Source organism: Pseudomonas sp. EB271-G4-1, assembly GCF_058791355.1.
Genome location: NZ_JBYTEO010000023.1, coordinates 40,537 through 62,755 on the forward strand (window position 1 = coordinate 40,537; position 22,219 = coordinate 62,755).

Below are 22,219 nucleotides of genomic sequence, written 5' to 3' on the forward strand. Positions count from 1 at the left end.
TCCAGCGGTCGATCAGATGCGTTTGGCTTGCGCTACAGCGTTGCCGATGTAGTTCGCCGGGGTGAGCAGTTTCAGCTCGGCCTTGGCGGCGGCTGGCATGTCCAGGCCGTCGATGAAAGTTTGCAGCGCCTCAGGGCTGATGCCCTTGCCGCGGGTCAATTCTTTCAGCTTTTCGTACGGGTTTTCGATGTTGTAGCGACGCATGACGGTCTGGATTGGCTCGGCCAACACTTCCCAGCAAGCGTCCAGGTCAGCGGCAATCTTCTGCTCGTTGAGCTCCAGCTTGCTGATGCCCTTGAGGCTGGCTTCGTATGCGATCACGCTGTGGGCGAGGCCGACACCGAGGTTGCGCAGTACGGTGGAGTCAGTCAGGTCGCGCTGCCAGCGGGAGATTGGCAGTTTGCTCGCCAGGTGCTGGAACAGTGCGTTGGCGATACCCAGGTTGCCTTCGGAGTTTTCGAAGTCGATCGGGTTGACCTTGTGCGGCATGGTCGACGAGCCGATTTCGCCAGCGATGGTGCGCTGCTTGAAATAACCCAGGGAGATGTAGCCCCAGATATCACGGTCGAAGTCGATCAGGATGGTGTTGAAGCGCGCGATTGCGTCGAACAGCTCGGCGATGTAGTCGTGCGGTTCGATCTGCGTGGTGTACGGGTTGAAGCCCAGGCCCAGCTCGTCTTCGATGAAGGCGCGGGCATTGGCTTCCCAGTCGATCTCAGGGTAGGCCGACAGGTGAGCGTTGTAGTTGCCGACAGCGCCGTTGATCTTGCCCAGCAGCGGAACGGCAGCGACCTGGGCGATCTGGCGCTCCAGGCGGTAAACCACGTTTGCCAGTTCTTTGCCCAGGGTGGTTGGCGACGCCGGTTGGCCGTGGGTGCGCGACAGCATCGGCACGTCGGCGAAGCGGATGGCCAGTTCGCGGATGGCTTCGGCGGTCTGGCGCATCAGCGGCAGCATCACGTCATCACGGCCTTCGCGCAGCATCAGGGCGTGGGACAGGTTGTTGATGTCCTCGCTGGTGCAGGCGAAGTGGATGAACTCGCTGACAGCGGCCAATTCCGGCAGCTTGGCGGCCTGCTCCTTGAGCAGGTATTCGATGGCTTTTACGTCGTGGTTGGTGGTGCGCTCGATCTCTTTGACACGCTCGGCGTGCTCCAGGGAGAAGTTTTCCGCCAGGGTGTTCAATACCGCGTTGGCTTCGGCGGAGAACGCCGGCACTTCGCTGATGGCAGGGTGAGCGGCCAGGCGCTGGAGCCAGCGCACTTCAACCAGGACGCGGGCACGGATCAGGCCGTACTCGCTGAAAATTGGGCGCAGGGCCTGGGTTTTGCCGGCGTAGCGGCCGTCAACAGGGGAAACCGCAGTGAGCGAAGAGAGCTGCATGGGGTGTTCTCGGACAGTCGGGCAACGAAATGGGGCGCGTATCATACATGAAAAAATCCGCCGGTCCGTCGCCAACTGACCGGCGTATTACGCGTATTGCTAAGTTCGGTGCTGTCGATGCGGGTTATTCGTTACGCATCAATGGGTAAAGCTCTTTGAGCAATTTTTTGCGGCTAATCACCAGCTGCCAGCGATGACCGCCCAATTGTCGCCATAGGCGTGCCGAGCGGATACCGGCCAGCAGCAGGGCGCGAATTTTCGAGGCGTTGCTCGGTTGCTGCAGGTTGCGCATGTCACCGTGCACCTGGATGCGTTGGCGCAGGGTGCTCAGGGTGTCCTGATACAGTGCGCCACATGCGGCGATCACGTTTTCGTGGGCCGGACCGAAGTGCTCGACCTGGGACTGGATCTGCGGCAGGCGCTTGCCGATGATCTCCAGCATGTCTTCGCGCTTGGCCAGTTGACGCTCCAGGCCCAGCATGGCCAGGGCATAGCGCAGCGGTTCGCGTTGCAGGGCACTCGGGTCGCGTTCGAGGGCGCCGATCAATGCGCGATAGCCTTCACGCAGGTTGATATCGTCGCCGCCATAGACTTCCAGGGTGTCCTTGGGGTCGCGAATCAGCAGGCTGCCGAGCATGCAGGTCAGGCCGGCCTCGTTGGTCTGGCCGGTCTTGGCGATCTTGTCCACCAGCACCGCGGCGAGGAATACGCCGCCCAGCGCCGTCAGTTGCTCCTGGGTGGGACTCATTGGGCCTGGCCTTTACTGGTGCTCTTGCTTGTCCAGGGTTCTGCAACTTCGATCACACCGCCGCCAAGGCAGATCTCGCCGTCGTAGAACACCACGGATTGGCCTGGAGTCACCGCGCGTTGCGGGTCATCGAAGGTCGCGCGATAGCCGGTAGCGGTTTTCTCCAGGGTGCAGGGCTGGTCGCCCTGGCGATAACGAACCTTGGCGGTCAGCCTGCGCGGCTGGCTCAGGTCGATCGGGTTGACCCAATAGATATCCGAAGCGAGCAGGGCGCGGGAAAACAGCCACGGGTGATCGTTACCCTGGCCAACGATCAGCTCGTTGTGTTCCAGGTCCTTGATCAGCACGTACCACGGCTCGTCGCTGGCGTCTTTCAGGCCGCCGATGCCCAAGCCCTGGCGTTGGCCGATGGTGTGGTACATCAAGCCATGGTGGCGGCCGATGACTTCACCTTCGGTGGTCTTGATCTCGCCCGGTTGTGCCGGCAGGTATTGCTTGAGGAAGTCGCTGAAGCGCCGTTCGCCGATAAAGCAGATCCCGGTGGAATCCTTCTTTTTCGCGGTCGCCAGCTCGTATTTCTCGGCAATTGCGCGAACCTGGGGTTTTTCCAGTTCGCCGACCGGGAACAGGGTCTTGGCGATCTGCTCGCCGCCAACGGCGTGCAGGAAGTAGCTCTGGTCCTTGTTCGGGTCCAGGCCCTTGAGCAGTTCGGTGCGGCCGTCGATGTCGCGGCGGCGCACGTAGTGACCAGTGGCGATCAGATCGGCGCCGAGCATCATGGCGTAGTCGAGGAACGCCTTGAACTTGATCTCGCGGTTGCACAGGATGTCCGGGTTTGGCGTACGACCGGCCTTGTATTCGGCCAGGAAGTGCTCGAACACGTTGTCCCAGTACTCGGCGGCGAAGTTGGCGGTGTGCAGCTTGATGCCAATCTTGTCGCTCACGGCCTGGGCGTCCGCCAGGTCATCCATGGCGGTGCAGTATTCGGTTCCGTCGTCTTCTTCCCAGTTCTTCATGAACAGGCCTTCCACCTCATAGCCCTGCTCGATCAGCAGGAGGGCGGAAACGGAAGAGTCCACGCCGCCGGACATGCCGACAATGACGCGCTTCTTTTGTGTGTCAGAAGGGGCTGGATCACGCATAGGGATTCAATGAGTGTCTTGAAAAAGGACGCGATTCTAACAGGCTCCAGCCCGCAAGGCTAAAGAGAAGGGCGGATCAATTCGAGGCCGAAGTGTTTGCCGTCCAGATAATCGTCGATGCAACGCATGATCAGCTCGCTGCGCCAGTTGTCGCGCCGGCCGATTAATTCCTCGCGGGTCAACCACTTGGCACCGACGATGCCCTCATCCAGTTGATACTCGGGGTGATGTTTCAGCGGTTTGGCGATGAAGCAGACCCGCTGGTAGGTCACGCCGTTGCTCGGGGCGGTATAGAGATAGATTCCCAGTACACCGGTGGGTTCGACGTCCCAGCCGGTTTCCTCGAGGGTTTCGCGCACGGCGGCCTCGGTCAGGGTTTCGTTCGGGTCCAGGTGGCCGGCGGGTTGGTTGAGCACCACGCGTCCGTGCTTGAGTTCTTCGACCATCAGGAAGCGGTCGTTGTCTTCGACGATGGTGGCGACGGTGATGTGGGGTTGCCAGTCCATGAATTTCCCTTGATGTTGAAATGCTGTTCCTGTGGGAGCGAGCCTGCTCGCGAAGGCTGTGGGTCAGCCAGCATTGATGTTGAATGATAAACCGCTTTCGCGAGCAGGCTCGCTCCCACAGGGTCCGGTTTCGACAGATAAATTTGTGTGATGGCTGAAAACACAAACCCCGGCGCATGGCCGGGGTTTGTGATGTTCCCTTACAACCTTAAACCAACGCTGCAACCGCTGCGTTGAAGGTTGCGCTCGGGCGCATGGCCTTGCTGATCAGCTCGGCATCGGCGTGGTAGTAACCGCCGATGTCCACTGGCTTGCCCTGTACGGCGTTGAGCTCGGCAACGATGGTTGCTTCGTTCTCGGTCAGGGTCTTGGCCAGGGTCGCAAACTGCGCTTGCAGTGCAGTGTCTTCGGTCTGGGCGGCCAGGGCTTGAGCCCAGTACAGCGCCAGGTAGAAGTGGCTGCCGCGGTTGTCGATGTTGCCGACTTTGCGCGATGGCGACTTGTTGTTGTCCAGGAACTGGCCAGTGGCCTGATCCAGGGTCTTGGCCAGAACCAGCGCCTTGGGGTTGTTGTAGGTCACGCCCAGGTGCTCAAGGGAAGCGGCCAGGGCCAGGAACTCGCCCAGGGAATCCCAGCGCAGGAAGTTTTCTTCCAGCAGTTGTTGCACGTGCTTCGGAGCCGAACCGCCGGCGCCGGTTTCGAACAGGCCGCCGCCATTCATCAGCGGAACGATCGACAGCATCTTGGCGCTGGTGCCCAGTTCCATGATCGGGAACAGGTCAGTCAGGTAGTCGCGCAATACGTTGCCGGTTACCGAGATGGTGTCTTTGCCTGCGCGAGTGCGTTGCAGGGTGAACTTCATCGCGTCGACAGGTGCCATGATCTGGATGTCCAGGCCGGCAGTGTCGTGATCCTTCAGGTAAGCCTGGACTTTCTCGATCACCACGCCGTCGTGGGCGCGCATCGGGTCCAGCCAGAAGATCGCTGGCGTGCTGCTTGCGCGGGCACGGTTGACGGCCAGCTTGACCCAGTCCTGGATCGGCGCGTCTTTGGTCTGGCACATGCGGAAGATGTCGCCGGCTTCAACCGACTGTTCCAGCAGCAGGGTGCCATTGGTGTCGGTCACGCGGACAACGCCGTTGGTCTTGATTTGGAAAGTCTTGTCGTGCGAGCCGTACTCTTCGGCTTTTTTCGCCATCAGGCCAACGTTTGGCACGCTGCCCATGGTGGTTGGATCGAACGCGCCATTGGCCTTGCAGTCTTCAATCACTGCCTGGTAGATGGTGGCGTAGCAGCGATCCGGGATCACCGCCTTGGTGTCGTGCAGCTGGCCGTCGGTGCCCCACATCTTGCCGGAGTCACGGATCATGGCTGGCATCGAGGCGTCGACGATGACGTCGCTCGGCACGTGCAGGTTGGTGATGCCTTTGTCGGAGTTGACCATGGCCAACGACGGACGAACGGCGTAGACCGCCTGGATGTCCGCTTCGATGGCGGCTTGCTGCTCGGCAGGCAAGGCCTTGATGCGCGAGTACAGGTCGCCGATGCCGTTGTTCAGGTTGAAGCCGATCTGAGCCAGCACGTCAGCGTGCTTGGCCAGGGCGTCTTTGTAGAACTCGGCAACGATCTGGCCGAACATGATCGGGTCGGAGACCTTCATCATGGTGGCTTTGAGGTGAACCGACAGCAGCACGCCTTGTGCCTTGGCGCTTTCGATTTCAGCGGCGATGAAAGCGCGCAGGGCGTTTTTGCTCATCACGGCGCAGTCGAGGATCTCGCCAGCCTGGACGCTGGTTTTTTCTTTCAGGACGGTGGTGGTGCCGTCTTGAGCGATCAGTTCGATCTTGACCGCGCCAGGGGCGTCGATCAGGGCAGCTTTTTCGCTACCGTAGAAATCACCGCTGCTCATGTGCGCGACGTGGGACTTGGAGTCTGCGGCCCAGGCGCCCATTTTGTGCGGGTGCTTGCGTGCGTAGTTCTTCACCGACAGTGGAGCGCGGCGGTCGGAGTTGCCTTCGCGCAGAACCGGGTTCACGGCGCTGCCCTTGACCTTGTCGTAGCGCGCCTTGGCTTCTTTGTCGGCGTCGCAGGTCACGGTTTCCGGATAGTCCGGCAGGGCGTAGCCCTGGGCTTGCAGCTCCTTGATCGCGGCTTGCAGTTGCGGAACCGAGGCGCTGATGTTCGGCAGCTTGATGATGTTGGCTTCAGGCGTAACGGCCAGCGCGCCCAGCTCGGCGAGGTGGTCGGCTACGGCTTTGTCGCCCAATTGCTCGGGGAAGCTGGCCAGGATGCGCCCTGCAAGAGAGATATCGCGGGTTTCAACGGCGATATCAGCCGAGGCGGTGAACGCCTCTACGATAGGCAACAGTGAATAGGTGGCGAGGGCGGGAGCTTCGTCGGTGAAGGTATAGATGATCTTCGAGCGGGTGGGCATATTCGGATTAACTCTCTCTTCTTTGCTAAAGCGTGCGCAGAAACTCGAGGGGCGCCGGGTAAGCGCGTTCGTTCAAAGTCATCCATGAGCCGAATATCGAGATTTCGTTGCTGTGATGTTGGGTGCATCAGTAGGGCGTCAAGCAGGCGGGCTGCGGTAGCAGGCCGTCTCATCGGGCGCAAACACTCGTCGTAGAGCTGTTCAGCCTGATGTGACCCTTTAGTCAGCGGCCGCATTATACATAGGTAGCTGGCAATCTGCCGATGGTTCATACACATCTGTTGTCGTCCATTGGTCTAAAGGTCGCAGGGACGAGCAGGGCGTATGGTCATTCTTCGTGCTTGAGATTGGCGTTTTTCCCTTTGCTTTCAGGCTTGTAGGTCGCGCGTTGAGCGGCTTTGCGGCAGATGAATGGAACATAGGGTTTGCGCGCCGATTTAACTGGGTTACGCTCGAACCAAGCCAGATGTTCAATCCAATCAATGGAGTTCAGCATGGGTTACAAGAAGATTCAGGTTCCAGCCGTCGGCGACAAAATCACCGTCAATGCAGACCATTCTCTCAATGTTCCTGATAATCCGATCATCCCGTTCATTGAAGGCGACGGCATTGGCGTTGACGTCAGCCCCGTCATGATCAAGGTTGTCGATGCTGCCGTGGAAAAGGCCTACGGGGGCAAGCGCAAGATTTCCTGGATGGAAGTCTATGCTGGCGAAAAGGCTACACAGGTCTACGACCAGGACACCTGGCTGCCCCAGGAAACCCTGGATGCCGTGAAAGACTACGTCGTTTCCATCAAGGGCCCGCTGACCACGCCGGTCGGTGGGGGTATCCGCTCCCTCAACGTTGCCCTGCGCCAGCAGCTGGACCTGTATGTGTGCCTGCGGCCAGTGGTGTGGTTCGAAGGTGTGCCAAGCCCGGTGAAAAAACCTGGCGACGTCGACATGGTGATCTTCCGCGAGAACTCCGAAGACATCTACGCCGGTATCGAGTGGAAGGCCGGCTCGCCCGAAGCCACCAAGGTCATCAAGTTCCTGAAAGAAGAAATGGGCGTCACCAAGATCCGTTTCGACCAGGACTGCGGCATCGGCATCAAGCCGGTTTCGAAAGAAGGCACCAAGCGCCTGGTGCGCAAGGCCCTGCAGTACGTGGTGGACAACGACCGCAAGTCGCTGACCATCGTGCACAAGGGCAACATCATGAAATTCACCGAAGGCGCCTTCAAGGACTGGGGCTATGAGGTGGCGAAGGAAGAATTCGGCGCCGAGCTGCTCGATGGCGGCCCGTGGATGAAATTCAAGAACCCGAAAACCGGCCGCGAAGTCGTGGTCAAGGACGCCATTGCCGACGCCATGCTCCAGCAGATCCTGCTGCGTCCAGCCGAATACGATGTGATTGCCACGCTGAACCTCAACGGTGACTACCTCTCCGACGCCCTGGCGGCGGAAGTGGGCGGTATCGGTATCGCGCCAGGCGCGAACCTGTCCGATACCGTGGCCATGTTCGAAGCCACCCACGGTACCGCGCCGAAATATGCCGGCAAGGACCAGGTCAACCCGGGTTCGGTGATCCTTTCGGCCGAAATGATGCTGCGTCACCTGGGCTGGACCGAGGCGGCGGACCTGATCATCAAGGGCACCAACGGTGCGATCAAGGCCAAGACCGTGACCTATGACTTCGAGCGCCTGATGGAAGGTGCGACGCTGGTTTCGTCTTCCGGGTTCGGTGAAGCGCTGATCAAGCACATGTAAGCAAACGACAGGCATACAAAAACCGCCCGATTCAATTGATTGAGTCGGGCGGTTTTTTATGACTGGATGACGGTGCGGCGTTAAACCGTCACGGTCTGTTGCGTGGCAGGGGTTGAGGTTTTCGAAGCATCTACAGGGTTGCCGATGTTCACGGCATGCAGACCTTTGGGTCCCTGGATGATTTCGAATACGACAGCCTGGCCGGCCTTCAGGGTTTTATAACCATCCATTTGGATAGCCGAGTAGTGAGCGAACAAGTCTTCTGTCTTGCCGTCCTCGTTGATGAAGCCGTAACCCTTGGCGTTGTTGAACCATTTCACCTTGCCGCTGACCTTGACACCTGACATACCAACTCCCTCTGCAACAGACTCCATCACTGGAGTATCATCCAGTACATCCGCAGTCACTTTTTAGGAAAAAAGTTGACTCCGCGGACCTTTTTTACCCACTGTGGGCTCTATTGGTTGTAACACCGTTTTGCCGATAGTCAAGGTGACCAGGCAGTCGGAGTTGAAATCGCCCAAGACCGCCCCCACCACTGTATTTGCACAACTGACGAACCTTTCTTTCCATGCATGCAATCAGCCAGATTCGACTAACATTCAATCAGGATCGCCCGACTCTCCAGAAAGATCGCCCGGAGGAACACGACGACGATTCCGCAGGCATTGCTGTTCAGGAGGCCAAGCCTGCGTTACAGGCGCCGCCGATGTACAAGGTGGTTTTGTTTAATGATGACTACACACCGATGGATTTCGTCGTCGAAGTGCTCGAGGTGTTTTTTAACCTGAATCGCGAGCTGGCGACCAAGGTCATGCTGGCCGTCCATACAGAAGGGCGGGCAGTATGTGGAGTGTTTACCCGCGACATCGCCGAGACAAAGGCCATGCAGGTCAACCAGTACGCCAGGGAAAGCCAGCATCCGCTACTCTGTGAAATCGAGAAGGACGGTTAATCGCCGACCACTTGGGTATGAGGTGAAGCTATGTTAAACCGCGAGCTCGAAGTCACCCTCAATCTTGCCTTCAAGGAGGCACGTTCGAAGCGTCATGAATTCATGACCGTCGAACATCTCCTGCTGGCCCTATTGGACAATGAGGCTGCCGCCACCGTTTTGCGTGCGTGCGGCGCGAACCTCGACAAACTCAAGCATGACCTGCAGGAGTTCATCGACTCCACCACGCCATTGATCCCCGTGCATGACGAGGATCGTGAAACCCAGCCAACCCTGGGCTTCCAGCGTGTACTGCAACGTGCTGTGTTTCACGTACAGAGCTCGGGCAAACGCGAAGTGACTGGCGCCAACGTGCTGGTCGCGATCTTCAGTGAGCAAGAGAGTCAGGCAGTGTTCCTGCTGAAACAGCAGAGCGTTGCCCGTATCGATGTCGTCAACTACATCGCCCACGGTATCTCCAAGGTGCCAGGGCATGGCGATCACTCTGAGGGTGAGCAAGATATGCAGGACGACGAGGGCGGTGAGTCTTCATCTTCAGGCAATCCACTGGATGCTTATGCCAGCAACCTTAATGAACTCGCGCGCCAGGGTCGAATCGATCCATTGGTAGGCCGTGAGCTGGAAGTCGAGCGCGTCGCCCAGATCCTGGCGCGTCGTCGCAAGAACAATCCGTTGCTGGTGGGCGAGGCAGGCGTGGGTAAGACCGCGATTGCCGAAGGCTTGGCCAAGCGCATTGTCGACAACCAGGTGCCGGACCTGTTGGCCAACAGCGTAGTTTACTCCCTGGACCTGGGCGCATTGCTGGCCGGGACCAAATACCGCGGCGATTTCGAGAAGCGCTTCAAGGCGTTGCTCAATGAGCTGAAAAAACGTCCGCAGGCGATCCTGTTCATCGACGAAATCCACACCATCATCGGTGCGGGTGCTGCGTCCGGTGGCGTCATGGATGCCTCGAACCTGCTCAAGCCGCTGCTGTCGTCCGGTGATATCCGGTGCATCGGTTCGACCACGTTCCAGGAATTCCGCGGCATCTTCGAGAAGGATCGTGCACTGGCTCGGCGCTTCCAGAAGGTTGACGTGTCGGAGCCTTCGGTGGAAGACACCATCGGTATCCTGCGCGGCCTGAAAGGGCGTTTCGAGACCCATCACAATATCGAATACAGTGATGAGGCCCTGCGCGCCGCTGCCGAACTGGCTTCGCGCTACATCAATGACCGGCACATGCCGGACAAGGCCATCGACGTCATCGACGAGGCGGGTGCCTTCCAGCGCCTGCAGCCGGTGGAAAAACGGGTGAAACGCATCGAAGTGCCTCAAGTCGAGGACATCGTCGCGAAAATCGCGCGGATTCCACCAAAACACGTCACCAGTTCCGATAAAGAGCTGCTGCGTAACCTTGAGCGTGACCTGAAGCTGACGGTGTTTGGCCAGGATGCGGCGATCGATTCGCTGGCGACCGCGATCAAGCTGTCCCGTGCCGGCCTCAAGTCGCCTGACAAACCCGTCGGTTCGTTCCTGTTCGCAGGGCCTACCGGTGTCGGTAAAACCGAAGCGGCACGGCAGTTGGCCAAGGCGCTGGGGGTCGAACTGATTCGTTTCGACATGTCCGAGTACATGGAGCGCCACACCGTATCGCGCCTGATCGGTGCACCTCCAGGCTATGTCGGGTTCGATCAGGGCGGTCTGCTGACCGAAGCCATCACCAAGCAACCCCATTGCGTGTTGTTGCTCGATGAAATCGAGAAGGCGCATCCGGAAGTCTTCAACCTGCTGCTGCAGGTCATGGATCACGGAACGCTGACCGATAACAACGGGCGCAAGGCGGATTTCCGTAACGTGATCGTCATCATGACGACCAACGCCGGTGCCGAAACTGCAGCCCGCGCTTCGATCGGTTTCACCCATCAGGACCACTCGTCCGATGCGATGGAAGTGATCAAGAAGAGCTTCACGCCAGAGTTCCGCAACCGCCTGGACACCATCATCCAGTTTGGTCGCCTCAGTCATGAGGTTATCAAGAGCGTGGTGGACAAGTTCCTTACCGAACTTCAGGCGCAGCTGGAAGACAAGCGCGTACAGCTGGAAGTGACCGACGCTGCACGAGGCTGGCTGGCGGCAAGCGGCTACGACACGGCAATGGGTGCTCGCCCGATGGCGCGTTTGATCCAGGACAAGATCAAGCGTCCGCTGGCGGAAGAGATCCTGTTTGGCGAACTGGCCGACCATGGTGGCGTGGTTCATATCGATCTGAAGGACGGCGAGCTGACCTTCGACTTCGAGACCACGGCCGAAATGGCCTGACGTTCAGAAGCAAAAACAAAAAGGCGCCGAGAGGCGCCTTTTTGCTGTCTGCTGATGATGATCACGCTCTGCGTGGGAATGCAGCCCGGGACGCTCCGCGTCCCAAATCAAAAGCCGAACGTGGAGCGTCCGTTGAGGAATTCCCACGCAGAGCGTGGGAACGATCAGCATCCCAGGCAAACAAAAACGCCCGGCATAAGCCGGGCGTCTTGTATTGACCTGATTAGCGAGCGCGGTAAGTGATGCGCCCTTTGCTCAAGTCATAGGGCGTCAGCTCGACGCGCACTTTGTCACCGGTAAGAATACGAATGTAGTTCTTGCGCATCTTGCCGGAGATATGCGCGGTTACGACGTGCCCATTTTCCAACTCCACACGAAACATGGTGTTGGGCAGGGTGTCGACGACAGTGCCTTCCATTTCGAAGCTGTCTTCTTTCGACATGCAGTAAAGCCCTCGGTGTCCAATGAATGGCCCGGTGCAACTGCGCCAGGCAAAAGCGGCGTGCATTGTGCCCGAAAAATGGTGTTTAAGCCAAGGGGTTTAGGGCTTGCTCTAGTTCAGAACGACCCAGCGCTGGTTTATCAGCAGTTCGATGGGGCGATACTGGGTCTTGTAGCTCATTTTTTTGCAGTTCTTGATCCAGTAGCCCAGGTAAACTGCGTCCAGCCCCAGGCGCCGGGCTTCGGCGATTTGCCACAGTATCGCGTAGCGCCCCAGGCTGCGGCGCTCTTCGCCGGGCTCATAGAAGGTGTAGACCGCCGACAGACCGTTCGGCAGAAGGTCGGTGACGGCGATGGCCAGTAGACGACCCTGGAGGCGAAATTCGTAGAACCGCGAAAAAGGCAGGTCGCGAACCAGAAAGGTCGAGAACTGATCGCGGCTGGGCGGGTACATGTCGCCATCGGCATGGCGTTCTTCGATGTAGCGCTGATAAAGATCGAAATATTCTTCGCTGAAACCTGGCTTGGCGGGGCGGACCTGCAAGTCGGCGTTGCGTTTGAAAATGCGTTTTTGCTGACGATTGGGCGTGAATTGCCCTACCGGAATGCGTGCCGGTACGCACGCATTGCAATTCTGGCAATGGGGGCGATACAGGTGGTCGCCACTGCGCCGAAAACCCATCTCGGAAAGATCTGCATACACGTGCACATCCATGGGCTGGCTAGGGTCGAGAAACAGGGTGGTGGCCTGCTCCTCGGGCAGATAGCTGCAGGAGTGGGGTTGAGTGGCATAAAACTTCAAACGCGCCAACTCGGTCATGATCAACCCTCGGAAAGCTTTTGGATAAGTGTAAGCCACGCGGGCCAAAGTCGCTCAGCAAACCCAGGTTGCACGATTGGGCTGATCCAGATGCCGCGCCAGGTAATCGGCAAACACCCGGCGCGGAATCGCTCGCGCACCCAGGCTATGCAAATGATCGGTGGGCATCTGGCAATCGATGAGCACGAAACCCGAGTCTTTCAGATGTCGTACCAGTGTGGCAAAGCCAAATTTCGACGCGTTGTCGGCCAGGCTGAACATGGATTCGCCGAAAAACAGCTGGCCCATCGCCAGTCCATATAGCCCGCCCACCAGTTGATCCTGGTCCCAGACCTCCACCGAGTGCGCATGGCCGCGTTTGTGCAGTTCGATGTAGGCGTCCTGCATGGCTTCGGTGATCCAGGTGCCGTCCGCATATTCCCGGGGGGCGGCGCAGGCGCGTATGACCGCGGCAAAATCCTGGTCGAAGGTCACTTGGTAGCGTTGTTGGCGCAGCAGTTTGTTCAGGCTGCGGGACACGTGCAGTTCATCGGGAAACAGCACGGTGCGAGGGTCCGGCGACCACCAGAGGATCGGCTGGCCTTCGGAAAACCAGGGGAAGCAGCCATGGCGGTAGGCCTGGATCAGTCGATCGGCGGACAGGTCGCCACCGGCCGCCAGCAATCCATTGGGATCGCGCATGGCCTTTTCCAGGGCCGGGAACGTCAGGGTGTTGCGTTGTAACCAGGTCAGCATGGCATCAGGGCTTACAGAAGGGGAGGGCGATGGCGGGCGTAAGCCCGCCGTGAAGTTTGCCGTCAAACAGTGGGAATGTCGTCGAGGTATTTTTCTGCGTCCAGGGCGGCCATGCAGCCGGCGCCCGCAGAGGTGACGGCCTGGCGATAGACGTGATCGGCGACGTCACCCGCGGCAAACACCCCTTCGATGGCGGTTGCCGTCGCATTGCCTTCGCTGCCACCGTTGACCAGCAGATAGCCGTCACGCATTTCCAGCTGGCCGGCGAACAGGTCGGTATTGGGCTTGTGGCCGATGGCGATGAACACGCCGGTCAGGGGCAGCTCAGTGATTGCGCCGGTATGACTGTCGCGCAGGCGCGCACCGGTCACGCCGCTGGCGTCGCCCAGCACTTCGTCCAGATTCTGGTTCCAGTGCAGGCGAATATTGCCCTTGGCGGCTTTTTCAAAGAGTTTGTCCTGAAGAATTTTTTCCGAGCGCAACTTGTCGCGACGGTGAATCAGATGGACTTCCCGGGCAATGTTCGACAGATAAAGCGCTTCTTCAACGGCGGTATTACCGCCGCCCACCACCGCGACCACCTGGTTGCGATAGAAGAAGCCGTCGCAGGTGGCGCAGGCTGAAACCCCTTTGCCGGCAAATGTCTCTTCCGAAGGCAAGCCCAGATACTGGGCCGAGGCTCCCGTGGCGATAATCAGTGCGTCGCAGGTATAAGTGCCGCTGTCACCGATAAGTTCGAAGGGGCGCTGCTGCAACTTGGCGGTATGGATGTGGTCGTAAACGATCTCGGTGGCAAACCGCTCGGCGTGTTTTTGCATGCGCTCCATCAAGACCGGGCCAGTCAGGCCTTCGACATCGCCTGGCCAGTTATCGACTTCCACGGTGGTAGTGAGCTGGCCACCTGCCTGTATGCCGGTAATCACAACGGGCTTGAGGTTGGCGCGAGCGGCATACACGGCTGCGCTGTAACCCGCGGGGCCGGATCCCAGGATGATCAGGCGGGAATGCTTCGCTACGCTCATAAAAACACCTCATAAGCCTTTGTCACAAAAGAGAATGCGTGCTCAAATTGAGTCGCACGTAATGTGCTGTTGACTATGCTACACCCAAGAGTTGCCAGCATGGCATCGGACGTACAAACCCGTACAATGCCTGGCTATAACAGTGTTTGTAACAAAATCGGCATCGCATTTCGTGTTTATGAAAACCGATGCGCAGTGTTAAAAGTAGACCCGGTTACGCCTGTTAACTTTTTTACCTGCCTGGATTGGGCAGTTTTATAGTCATTCAACAGATGGACGCGCCGTTGGCGCAGGAAAAACAGGTTTTGAAGAAATCCACCGCAGCACCCAAAACAGTTGTTCCACTCTGGCGTCAGCACCTGCACTACCGCCTCAAGGAAGGTGCATTGATCGCCATCGGTGCGTTGTGCCTGTTCCTGATGATGGCCTTGCTGACCTATGGCAAGGACGATCCGGGCTGGAGCCACAACAGCAAGATCGAGGACGTTCAAAACTTTGGCGGCCCGGCGGGTTCCTACAGCGCCGATATCCTGTTCATGGTGCTGGGTTACTTTGCCTATATCTTCCCGTTATTGCTGGCGATCAAGGCCTATCAGATCTTCCGCCAACGCCACGAGCCATGGGAGTGGAGCGGCTGGCTGTTCTCCTGGCGCCTGATCGGCCTGGTGTTCCTGGTGCTGTCCGGTGCCGCGCTGGCGCATATTCATTTCCATGCCGCGACCGGTCTGCCGGCTGGCGCTGGGGGAGCGCTGGGCGAGAGCCTTGGCGACCTGGCGAAGAACGCGCTGAACATCCAGGGCAGCACGCTGCTGTTCATCGCCTTGTTCCTGTTCGGTCTCACGGTATTCACCGACCTGTCATGGTTCAAGGTGATGGACGTTACCGGCAAGATCACCCTCGACCTGTTCGAGCTGTTCCAGGGTGCCGCCAATCGCTGGTGGGCAGCCCGTACCGAGCGCAAGCAACTGGTGGCGCAGCTGCGTGAAGTCGATGAGCGCGTGCACGACGTGGTCGCGCCAACCGTCACCGACAAGCGCGAACAGGCCAAGGTCAAGGAACGCCTGATCGAGCGCGAGCAGGCCCTGAGCAAGCACATGTCCGAGCGCGAGAAGCAGGTGCCACCGGTGATTGCCCCAGCGCCACCCAAGCCGCCAGCGCCGAGCAAGCGCGTGGAAAAAGAAAAGCAGGCGCCGTTGTTCGTCGACAGCGCCGTGGAGGGCACTTTGCCGCCGATCTCGATTCTCGACCCGGCGGAAAAGAAGCAACTCAATTACTCGCCCGAGTCCCTGGCGGCCGTCGGCCACCTGCTGGAAATCAAGCTCAAGGAATTCGGCGTCGAAGTCAACGTGGATTCGATCCACCCGGGTCCGGTGATTACCCGTTACGAGATCCAGCCAGCGGCCGGGGTCAAGGTCAGCCGTATCTCCAACCTGGCGAAAGACCTGGCGCGTTCCCTGGCCGTGACCAGCGTGCGCGTGGTGGAAGTGATTCCGGGCAAGACCACGGTCGGTATCGAGATTCCCAACGAAGACCGGCAGATCGTGCGCTTCTCTGAAGTGCTGTCGACCCCCGAGTACGACAACTTCAAGTCCCCGGTCACCCTGGCCCTGGGCCATGACATCGGCGGCAAGCCGGTGATCACCGACCTGGCGAAGATGCCGCACCTGCTGGTGGCCGGTACGACCGGTTCCGGTAAGTCGGTGGGGGTGAACGCGATGATCCTGTCGATCCTGTTCAAGTCTGGCCCGGAAGACGCCAAGCTGATCATGATCGACCCGAAAATGCTCGAACTGTCGATCTACGAAGGCATTCCGCACCTGCTGTGCCCGGTGGTTACCGACATGAAGGACGCCGCCAACGCCTTGCGCTGGAGCGTCGCCGAGATGGAACGGCGCTACAAGCTGATGGCGAAGATGGGCGTGCGTAACCTGTCCGGCTTCAACGCCAAGGTCAAGGAGGCGCAGGACGCCGGCGAGCCATTGAGCGACCCGTTGTACAAGCGCGAAAGCATCCACGACGAAGCGCCGCTGTTGCAGAAACTGCCGACCATCGTCGTGGTGGTCGACGAATTCGCCGACATGATGATGATTGTCGGCAAGAAGGTCGAAGAACTGATCGCGCGTATCGCCCAAAAGGCGCGGGCGGCAGGTATCCACTTGATCCTTGCGACCCAGCGTCCGTCGGTGGACGTGATCACCGGCCTGATCAAGGCCAACATCCCCACGCGCATGGCGTTCCAGGTGTCGAGCAAGATCGACTCGCGGACCATCATCGACCAGGGCGGCGCCGAGCAATTGCTGGGTCACGGTGACATGTTGTACATGCCACCGGGTACCAGCCTGCCGATCCGGGTTCACGGTGCGTTCGTTTCCGACGATGAGGTTCACCGCGTGGTCGAGGCCTGGAAACTGCGCGGCGCGCCGGAATACAACGACGACATCCTCAACGGTGTCGAAGAGGCCGGCAGCGGCTTTGAAGGCAGCAGCGGTGGCGGCGACGGCGATGATCCCGAGGCCGACGCGCTGTATGACGAAGCAGTGCAGTTCGTCCTGGAAAGCCGTCGCGCGTCCATCTCCGCGGTACAGCGTAAGCTGAAGATCGGCTACAACCGCGCCGCGCGCATGATCGAAGCCATGGAAATGGCCGGGGTCGTGACGTCCATGAACACCAACGGTTCGCGTGAAGTCCTGGCCCCTGGCCCGGTACGCGACTGACCCGATACTGAAAAGGGGTGGCGCCCCAAGGCGCTGCCCGCACTCCCACGAATGTTATGAGGACTCCCATGCGTCTGATCCGCATGCTGTTGCTGCCGGTACTGGCTTTGAGCACGCTCTCGGCCCACGCCGATGACAAGGACGTGGCACGCCTGACCCAATTGCTGGAAAAATCCCAGACCCTGACCGCGCGCTTCTCCCAACTGACCCTGGATGGCACCGGTACCCAATTGCAGGAAACTGCCGGCGAGATGTCGCTGCAGCGCCCTGGCCTGTTCTATTGGCACACCAATGCGCCTGCCGAGCAGACCATGGTCTCCGACGGTAAAAAGGTCACCCTGTGGGACCCGGACCTGGAACAGGCCACCATCAAGAATCTCGATCAACGCCTGACCCAGACGCCAGCGCTGCTGCTGTCCGGTGACGTGTCGAAGATCAGCCAGAGCTTCGATATCAGCGCCAAGGAAGCCGGTGGCGTGATCGACTTCACCTTGAAGCCCAAGACCAAGGACACCTTGTTCGACAGCCTGCGCCTGTCGTTCCGCAATGGCCTGGTCAATGACATGCAACTGATCGACAGTGTCGGCCAGCGCACCAATATCCTGTTCACCGGGGTGAAGGCTAACGAGCCGATCCCGGCATCGAAGTTCAAGTTCGACATTCCCAAGGGTGCCGATGTAATCCAGGAATAAAACGCGAAACCCCTGTAGGAGCGAGCATGCTCGCGATGAACTCAAGGACACCGTTGGGTGTCAGGTTGCCAGCGTTATCGTTGACGACCATCGCGAGCATGCTCGCTCCTACAGTGGGGACGGTGTTCAATTGAGGTTTCGGAAATAGTGATGGACCTGTTTCGCAGCACCCCGATCGCCCAACCCTTGGCCGCCCGTTTGCGCGCGACCAACCTGGACGAGTACGTCGGTCAGGAACACGTGCTCGCTCGCGGCAAGCCCTTGCGCGAAGCGTTGGAGCAGGGTGCCCTGCATTCGATGATTTTCTGGGGACCGCCAGGCGTAGGCAAGACCACCCTGGCGCGTTTGCTCGCGGAAGTATCGGAGGCGCATTTCGAAACGGTGTCGGCAGTGCTCGCCGGCGTGAAGGAAATTCGCCAGGCGGTGGAAATCGCCAAGCAGCAGGCCGCGCAGTACGGCCGACGCACGATCCTGTTCGTCGACGAAGTGCACCGATTCAACAAGTCCCAGCAGGATGCGTTCCTGCCATATGTCGAAGACGGCACCCTGATTTTTATCGGCGCGACCACGGAAAACCCCTCGTTCGAACTCAACAACGCCTTGCTGTCGCGCGCACGAGTCTATGTGCTCAAGAGCCTCGACGAAGCCGCCTTGCGCAAACTGGTGCACCGCGCGCTGACCGAAGAGCGTGGCCTGGGCAAGCGCAACCTGACCCTCAGCGATGAGGGCTTCCAGATGCTGTTGTCGGCCGCCGATGGCGATGGCCGGCGCTTGCTCAATCTGCTGGAAAACGCCTCGGACCTGGCCGAAGACAACAGCGAGATCGGCATCGATCTGCTGCAAAGCCTGCTCGGTGATACCCGCCGGCGCTTCGACAAGGGTGGCGAAGCGTTCTACGACCAGATCTCCGCGCTGCACAAATCCGTGCGTGGTTCCAACCCCGACGGCGCGTTGTACTGGTTCGCGCGCATGATCGATGGCGGTTGCGATCCGTTGTACCTGGCCCGGCGCGTGGTGCGCATGGCCAGCGAAGATATCGGCAATGCCGACCCGCGTGCGCTTAGCCTGTGCCTGGCGGCGTGGGAAGTGCAGGAGCGCCTCGGTAGCCCCGAAGGCGAGCTGGCGGTCGCGCAGGCCATTACTTATCTGGCGTGCGCGCCGAAAAGCAACGCGGTGTACATGGGCTTCAAGACCGCGCTACGTGCCGCCGCCGAGTATGGCTCGCTGGAAGTGCCGCTGCACCTGCGCAATGCGCCGACCAAGCTGATGAAGCAGCTCGGTTATGGCGACGAATACCGTTATGCCCACGACGAACCTGATGCCTACGCCGCCGGAGAAGACTATTTCCCGGAAGAACTTGACCCGATCCCGTTTTACCAGCCAGTGCCCCGTGGCCTGGAGCTGAAGATTGGCGAAAAGCTCAATCACCTGGCGAAACTAGACCGATTAAGCCCCCGGCAGCGGAGAAAATAGTGCTCCCCTTGATCCTTGCGGTTTCCGCCGGCGGTGTAGCCGGCACCTTGTTACGCTTTGCCACGGGCAACTGGATCAACGCTAATTGGCCGCGGCACTTCTATACCGCGACGCTGGCCGTTAATATCGTCGGCTGTTTGCTGATCGGCGTTTTATACGGTCTGTTTTTGCTACGCCCGGAGGTGCCCATCGAGGTGCGTGCCGGGTTGATCATCGGCTTCCTCGGGGGGCTGACGACTTTTTCATCCTTTTCACTGGATACGGTGCGCCTGCTGGAAAGCGGGCAGGTGCCGCTAGCCCTGGGCTATGCTGCCATCAGCGTATTCGGCGGGCTGCTCGCCACCTGGGCTGGCCTGTCCTTGACCAAACTTTGATAACGAGAGACCGACATGCTCGATTCCAAACTGTTACGTAGCAACCTTCAGGACGTAGCGGACCGCCTGGCATCCCGTGGCTTTACCCTGGATGTCGCGCGCATCGAAGCGCTGGAAGAACAGCGCAAGACCGTCCAGACCCGCACCGAAGCACTGCAGGCTGAACGTAACGCGCGCTCCAAATCCATCGGTCAGGCCAAGCAGCGCGGCGAAGACATCGCTCCGTTGATGGCCGACGTCGAGCGCATGGCGGGCGAGTTGAGTGCCGGTAAAACCGAACTGGACGCGATCCAGACCGAGCTGGACTCGATCGTGCTCGGCATTCCCAACTTGCCACACGAATCGGTGCCGATTGGCGACGACGAAGACGGCAACGTCGAAGTGCGCCGCTGGGGCACGCCGACCGCGTTCGATTTCCCGGTACAGGACCACGTCGCCCTGGGCGAAAAATTTGGCTGGCTCGACTTCGAGACCGCTGCCAAGCTGTCCGGCGCTCGTTTCGCCCTGCTGCGCGGCCCGATCGCGCGCCTGCACCGCGCCCTGGCGCAGTTCATGATCAACCTGCACGTTACCGAGCACGGCTACGAAGAGGCCTACACGCCTTATCTGGTTCAGGCTCCGGCGCTGCAGGGCACTGGTCAACTGCCGAAGTTCGAAGAAGATCTGTTCAAGATCGCGCGCGAAGGCGAAGCCGACCTGTACCTGATCCCGACCGCCGAAGTGTCGCTGACCAACATTGTCGCCGGCGAAATCGTCGATTCGAAACTGCTGCCGATCAAGTTCGTTGCCCACACGCCGTGCTTCCGCAGTGAAGCCGGTGCGTCGGGTCGCGATACCCGCGGCATGATCCGCCAGCATCAGTTCGACAAGGTCGAGATGGTCCAGATCGTCGAGCCGTCGACTTCGATGGAAGCGCTTGAGGGCCTGACCGCCAACGCCGAGAAAGTCCTGCAACTGCTGGAGTTGCCTTACCGCACCATCGCGCTGTGCACCGGCGACATGGGCTTCAGCGCGGTCAAGACCTACGACCTGGAAGTGTGGATTCCGAGCCAGGACAAATATCGTGAAATCTCGTCGTGCTCCAACTGCGGCGATTTCCAGGCCCGTCGTATGCAAGCGCGTTTCCGTAACCCGGAAACCGGCAAGCCGGAACTGGTACACACCCTGAACGGTTCCGGCCTGGCGGTCGGTCGTACCCTGGTGGCGGTGCTGGAAAACTACCAGCAGGCCGACGGTTCGATCCGTGTGCCTGAGGTGCTCAAGCCGTACATGGGTGGCCTTGAGGTCATCGGCTAAATGAACTATCTGCCGCTGTTCCATAACCTTCGCGGCAGTCGTGTGTTGGTCGTCGGCGGGGGGGAAGTTGCCTTGCGCAAATCCCGCCTGCTGGCCGATGCCGGTGCGCTGCTGCGGGTGGTCGCACCTGAAATCGAAACCCAGTTGCGCGAGCTGGTCAGCGCCAGCGCTGGCGAGTGCCTGACGCGCGGTTACCTCGAGTCGGACCTGGACGGTTGTGCGCTGATCATTGCGGCCACCGACGACGAAACGCTCAATGCACAGGTGTCTGCCGATGCCCATCGGCGTTGCGTGCCGGTCAATGTGGTGGACGCGCCGGCCTTGTGCAGCGTGATCTTCCCGGCCATTGTCGACCGTTCGCCGCTGATCATTGCCGTGTCCAGCGGTGGCGACGCGCCGGTGCTGGCGCGATTGATCCGCGCCAAGATCGAAACCTGGATTCCTTCGACCTATGGTCAACTGGCTGGTCTGGCGGCACGTTTCCGTCACCAGGTGAAAAAACTGTTCCCGGACGTGCAGCAACGTCGTGCGTTCTGGGAAGACGTGTTCCAGGGCCCGATTGCCGACCGGCAACTGGCCGGGCAGGGCGGGGAAGCCGAGCAATTGCTGCAGGCGAAGATTGCTGGAGAGGCGCCGGTGGCCACCGGTGAGGTGTATCTGGTGGGCGCCGGTCCCGGTGATCCGGACCTGCTGACGTTCCGCGCCTTGCGCCTGATGCAGCAAGCCGACGTGGTGTTGTACGACCGCTTGGTGGCGCCAGCGATTATCGAGTTGTGCCGTCGTGATGCCGAGCGCGTGTATGTCGGCAAGCGCCGCGCCGATCACGCCGTGCCGCAGGACCAGATCAACCAGCAACTGGTCGACCTGGCGAAGCAAGGCAAGCGTGTGGTGCGGTTGAAGGGCGGCGATCCGTTCATCTTCGGGCGTGGCGGTGAAGAGATCGAAGAATTGGCGGCCCATGGCATCCCGTTCCAGGTCGTACCGGGCATCACGGCGGCCAGCGGTTGTGCTGCTTATGCCGGGATTCCGCTGACCCACCGCGATTACGCGCAGTCGGTGCGGTTCATCACCGGTCACCTGAAGGACGGCTCCACCGATCTACCGTGGGCCGACCTGGTCGCGCCGACGCAGACCCTGGTGTTCTACATGGGGCTGGTGGGCTTGCCGATCATCTGTGAGCAGTTGATCAAGCATGGTCGCGGTGCGGATACCCCGGCGGCGTTGATCCAGCAGGGCACTACGGTCAATCAGCGGGTGTTTACCGGCACCCTGGCGGACCTGCCACGGCTGGTGGCAGAGCATGAAGTGCATGCGCCGACGCTGGTGATCGTGGGTGAAGTGGTGCAACTGCGCGAGAAACTGGCGTGGTTTGAAGGGGCTCAGGCGCAAGTCTGAATCTCTGCAACCGATCGTTCCCACGCTCTGCGTGGGA

General features: G+C 59.8%; 20 protein-coding genes. 9 read left to right on the top strand and 11 right to left on the bottom strand.

Annotated features, from left to right (window positions below):
- Positions 1-12: 12 nt before the first annotated feature.
- From purB to AC3WWR_RS13520, 6 genes are all read right to left on the bottom strand, one after another.
- Positions 13-1,383, bottom strand: coding sequence for an adenylosuccinate lyase (gene purB, locus AC3WWR_RS13495; RefSeq protein ID WP_033041559.1), 1,371 nt, complete (start codon positions 1,381-1,383; stop codon positions 13-15).
- A gap of 124 nt (positions 1,384-1,507) precedes the next feature.
- A complete protein-coding gene (gene hflD / locus AC3WWR_RS13500) occupies positions 1,508-2,131 on the bottom strand; it encodes a high frequency lysogenization protein HflD (RefSeq protein ID WP_020799536.1) in 624 nt (207 codons plus the stop codon).
- The gene (mnmA, locus tag AC3WWR_RS13505) at positions 2,128-3,273 is read right to left on the bottom strand and encodes a tRNA 2-thiouridine(34) synthase MnmA (RefSeq protein WP_033041561.1); all 1,146 of its coding nucleotides are present in this window, start codon (positions 3,271-3,273) and stop codon (positions 2,128-2,130) included. Before mnmA ends, hflD begins: the two co-directional genes overlap by 4 nt.
- 59 nt (positions 3,274-3,332) lie before the next feature.
- On the bottom strand, positions 3,333-3,779 hold the full coding sequence (locus AC3WWR_RS13510) for an NUDIX hydrolase (protein ID WP_020799534.1): 447 nt from the start codon (positions 3,777-3,779) through the stop codon (positions 3,333-3,335).
- A 208-nt stretch (positions 3,780-3,987) separates the two neighbouring features.
- A complete protein-coding gene (locus AC3WWR_RS13515; RefSeq protein ID WP_020799532.1) occupies positions 3,988-6,213 on the bottom strand; it encodes an NADP-dependent isocitrate dehydrogenase in 2,226 nt (741 codons plus the stop codon).
- A 328-nt stretch (positions 6,214-6,541) separates the two neighbouring features.
- Complete coding sequence (locus AC3WWR_RS13520) at positions 6,542-6,709, bottom strand: hypothetical protein (protein WP_020799531.1); 168 nt, start codon at positions 6,707-6,709, stop codon at positions 6,542-6,544.
- On the opposite strand from AC3WWR_RS13520, the gene icd reads away from it, so the two are divergent.
- Positions 6,708-7,964, top strand: coding sequence for an NADP-dependent isocitrate dehydrogenase (gene icd / locus AC3WWR_RS13525; RefSeq protein WP_007951441.1), 1,257 nt, complete (start codon positions 6,708-6,710; stop codon positions 7,962-7,964). The genes AC3WWR_RS13520 and icd overlap by 2 nt on opposite strands.
- 80 nt (positions 7,965-8,044) lie before the next feature.
- Here the strand turns inward: icd and cspD are convergent, their stop codons facing one another.
- Positions 8,045-8,311: a cold shock domain-containing protein CspD gene (gene cspD / locus AC3WWR_RS13530; protein WP_020799530.1), complete on the bottom strand. Its 267-nt coding sequence runs from the start codon at positions 8,309-8,311 to the stop codon at positions 8,045-8,047.
- 224 nt (positions 8,312-8,535) lie between these two features.
- Here cspD and clpS point away from each other — a divergent pair, with 224 nt between their 5' ends.
- The gene (gene clpS / locus AC3WWR_RS13535; protein WP_020799529.1) at positions 8,536-8,919 is read left to right on the top strand and encodes an ATP-dependent Clp protease adapter ClpS; all 384 of its coding nucleotides are present in this window, start codon (positions 8,536-8,538) and stop codon (positions 8,917-8,919) included.
- Positions 8,920-8,949: 30 nt separating this feature from the next.
- On the top strand, positions 8,950-11,220 hold the full coding sequence (gene clpA / locus AC3WWR_RS13540) for an ATP-dependent Clp protease ATP-binding subunit ClpA (RefSeq protein ID WP_020799528.1): 2,271 nt from the start codon (positions 8,950-8,952) through the stop codon (positions 11,218-11,220).
- 223 nt (positions 11,221-11,443) lie between these two features.
- Here the strand turns inward: clpA and infA are convergent, their stop codons facing one another.
- From infA to trxB, 4 genes are all read right to left on the bottom strand, one after another.
- The gene (gene infA, locus AC3WWR_RS13545; RefSeq protein ID WP_002553999.1) at positions 11,444-11,662 is read right to left on the bottom strand and encodes a translation initiation factor IF-1; all 219 of its coding nucleotides are present in this window, start codon (positions 11,660-11,662) and stop codon (positions 11,444-11,446) included.
- Between the two features lie 111 nt (positions 11,663-11,773).
- Positions 11,774-12,481 carry an arginyltransferase gene (locus AC3WWR_RS13550; RefSeq protein ID WP_020799527.1) on the bottom strand — a complete coding sequence of 236 codons (708 nt, stop codon included), beginning with the start codon at positions 12,479-12,481 and terminating at the stop codon, positions 11,774-11,776.
- Positions 12,482-12,535: 54 nt separating this feature from the next.
- Positions 12,536-13,216, bottom strand: a complete 681-nt coding sequence (aat, locus tag AC3WWR_RS13555; protein WP_020799526.1) for a leucyl/phenylalanyl-tRNA--protein transferase — start codon at positions 13,214-13,216, stop codon at positions 12,536-12,538.
- Positions 13,217-13,278: 62 nt separating this feature from the next.
- Complete coding sequence (gene trxB, locus AC3WWR_RS13560) at positions 13,279-14,238, bottom strand: thioredoxin-disulfide reductase (RefSeq protein WP_020799525.1); 960 nt, start codon at positions 14,236-14,238, stop codon at positions 13,279-13,281.
- 272 nt (positions 14,239-14,510) lie between these two features.
- On the opposite strand from trxB, the gene AC3WWR_RS13565 reads away from it, so the two are divergent.
- From AC3WWR_RS13565 to cysG, 6 genes are all read left to right on the top strand, one after another.
- Positions 14,511-16,952: a DNA translocase FtsK gene (locus AC3WWR_RS13565; protein WP_020799524.1), complete on the top strand. Its 2,442-nt coding sequence runs from the start codon at positions 14,511-14,513 to the stop codon at positions 16,950-16,952.
- Positions 16,953-17,020: 68 nt separating this feature from the next.
- Complete coding sequence (lolA, locus tag AC3WWR_RS13570; protein WP_008062032.1) at positions 17,021-17,644, top strand: outer membrane lipoprotein periplasmic chaperone LolA; 624 nt, start codon at positions 17,021-17,023, stop codon at positions 17,642-17,644.
- A 150-nt stretch (positions 17,645-17,794) separates the two neighbouring features.
- A complete protein-coding gene (locus AC3WWR_RS13575) occupies positions 17,795-19,117 on the top strand; it encodes a replication-associated recombination protein A (RefSeq protein WP_492598788.1) in 1,323 nt (440 codons plus the stop codon).
- Positions 19,117-19,491, top strand: a complete 375-nt coding sequence (gene crcB, locus AC3WWR_RS13580) for a fluoride efflux transporter CrcB (RefSeq protein WP_020799521.1) — start codon at positions 19,117-19,119, stop codon at positions 19,489-19,491. Before AC3WWR_RS13575 ends, crcB begins: the two co-directional genes overlap by 1 nt.
- A gap of 15 nt (positions 19,492-19,506) precedes the next feature.
- Positions 19,507-20,787, top strand: a complete 1,281-nt coding sequence (gene serS / locus AC3WWR_RS13585; RefSeq protein ID WP_033044210.1) for a serine--tRNA ligase — start codon at positions 19,507-19,509, stop codon at positions 20,785-20,787.
- Complete coding sequence (cysG, locus tag AC3WWR_RS13590; protein ID WP_492598789.1) at positions 20,788-22,182, top strand: siroheme synthase CysG; 1,395 nt, start codon at positions 20,788-20,790, stop codon at positions 22,180-22,182.
- Positions 22,183-22,219 lie beyond the last annotated feature (37 nt).

Excerpts from the sequence above, each read along its gene's own strand:
- purB (WP_033041559.1), bottom strand. The coding sequence starts at position 1,383 with ATGCAGCTCTCTTCGCTCACTGCGGTTTCCCCTGTTGACGGCCGCTAC.
- hflD (WP_020799536.1), bottom strand. The coding sequence starts at position 2,131 with ATGAGTCCCACCCAGGAGCAACTGACGGCGCTGGGCGGCGTATTCCTC.
- mnmA (WP_033041561.1), bottom strand. The coding sequence starts at position 3,273 with ATGCGTGATCCAGCCCCTTCTGACACACAAAAGAAGCGCGTCATTGTC.
- AC3WWR_RS13510 (WP_020799534.1), bottom strand. The coding sequence starts at position 3,779 with ATGGACTGGCAACCCCACATCACCGTCGCCACCATCGTCGAAGACAAC.
- AC3WWR_RS13515 (WP_020799532.1), bottom strand. The coding sequence starts at position 6,213 with ATGCCCACCCGCTCGAAGATCATCTATACCTTCACCGACGAAGCTCCC.
- icd (WP_007951441.1), top strand. The coding sequence starts at position 6,708 with ATGGGTTACAAGAAGATTCAGGTTCCAGCCGTCGGCGACAAAATCACC.
- AC3WWR_RS13520 (WP_020799531.1), bottom strand. The coding sequence starts at position 6,709 with ATGCTGAACTCCATTGATTGGATTGAACATCTGGCTTGGTTCGAGCGT.
- cspD (WP_020799530.1), bottom strand. The coding sequence starts at position 8,311 with ATGTCAGGTGTCAAGGTCAGCGGCAAGGTGAAATGGTTCAACAACGCC.
- clpS (WP_020799529.1), top strand. The coding sequence starts at position 8,536 with ATGCATGCAATCAGCCAGATTCGACTAACATTCAATCAGGATCGCCCG.
- clpA (WP_020799528.1), top strand. The coding sequence starts at position 8,950 with ATGTTAAACCGCGAGCTCGAAGTCACCCTCAATCTTGCCTTCAAGGAG.
- infA (WP_002553999.1), bottom strand. The coding sequence starts at position 11,662 with ATGTCGAAAGAAGACAGCTTCGAAATGGAAGGCACTGTCGTCGACACC.
- AC3WWR_RS13550 (WP_020799527.1), bottom strand. The coding sequence starts at position 12,481 with ATGACCGAGTTGGCGCGTTTGAAGTTTTATGCCACTCAACCCCACTCC.
- aat (WP_020799526.1), bottom strand. The coding sequence starts at position 13,216 with ATGCTGACCTGGTTACAACGCAACACCCTGACGTTCCCGGCCCTGGAA.
- trxB (WP_020799525.1), bottom strand. The coding sequence starts at position 14,238 with ATGAGCGTAGCGAAGCATTCCCGCCTGATCATCCTGGGATCCGGCCCC.
- AC3WWR_RS13565 (WP_020799524.1), top strand. The coding sequence starts at position 14,511 with ATGGACGCGCCGTTGGCGCAGGAAAAACAGGTTTTGAAGAAATCCACC.
- lolA (WP_008062032.1), top strand. The coding sequence starts at position 17,021 with ATGCGTCTGATCCGCATGCTGTTGCTGCCGGTACTGGCTTTGAGCACG.
- AC3WWR_RS13575 (WP_492598788.1), top strand. The coding sequence starts at position 17,795 with ATGGACCTGTTTCGCAGCACCCCGATCGCCCAACCCTTGGCCGCCCGT.
- serS (WP_033044210.1), top strand. The coding sequence starts at position 19,507 with ATGCTCGATTCCAAACTGTTACGTAGCAACCTTCAGGACGTAGCGGAC.
- cysG (WP_492598789.1), top strand. The coding sequence starts at position 20,788 with ATGAACTATCTGCCGCTGTTCCATAACCTTCGCGGCAGTCGTGTGTTG.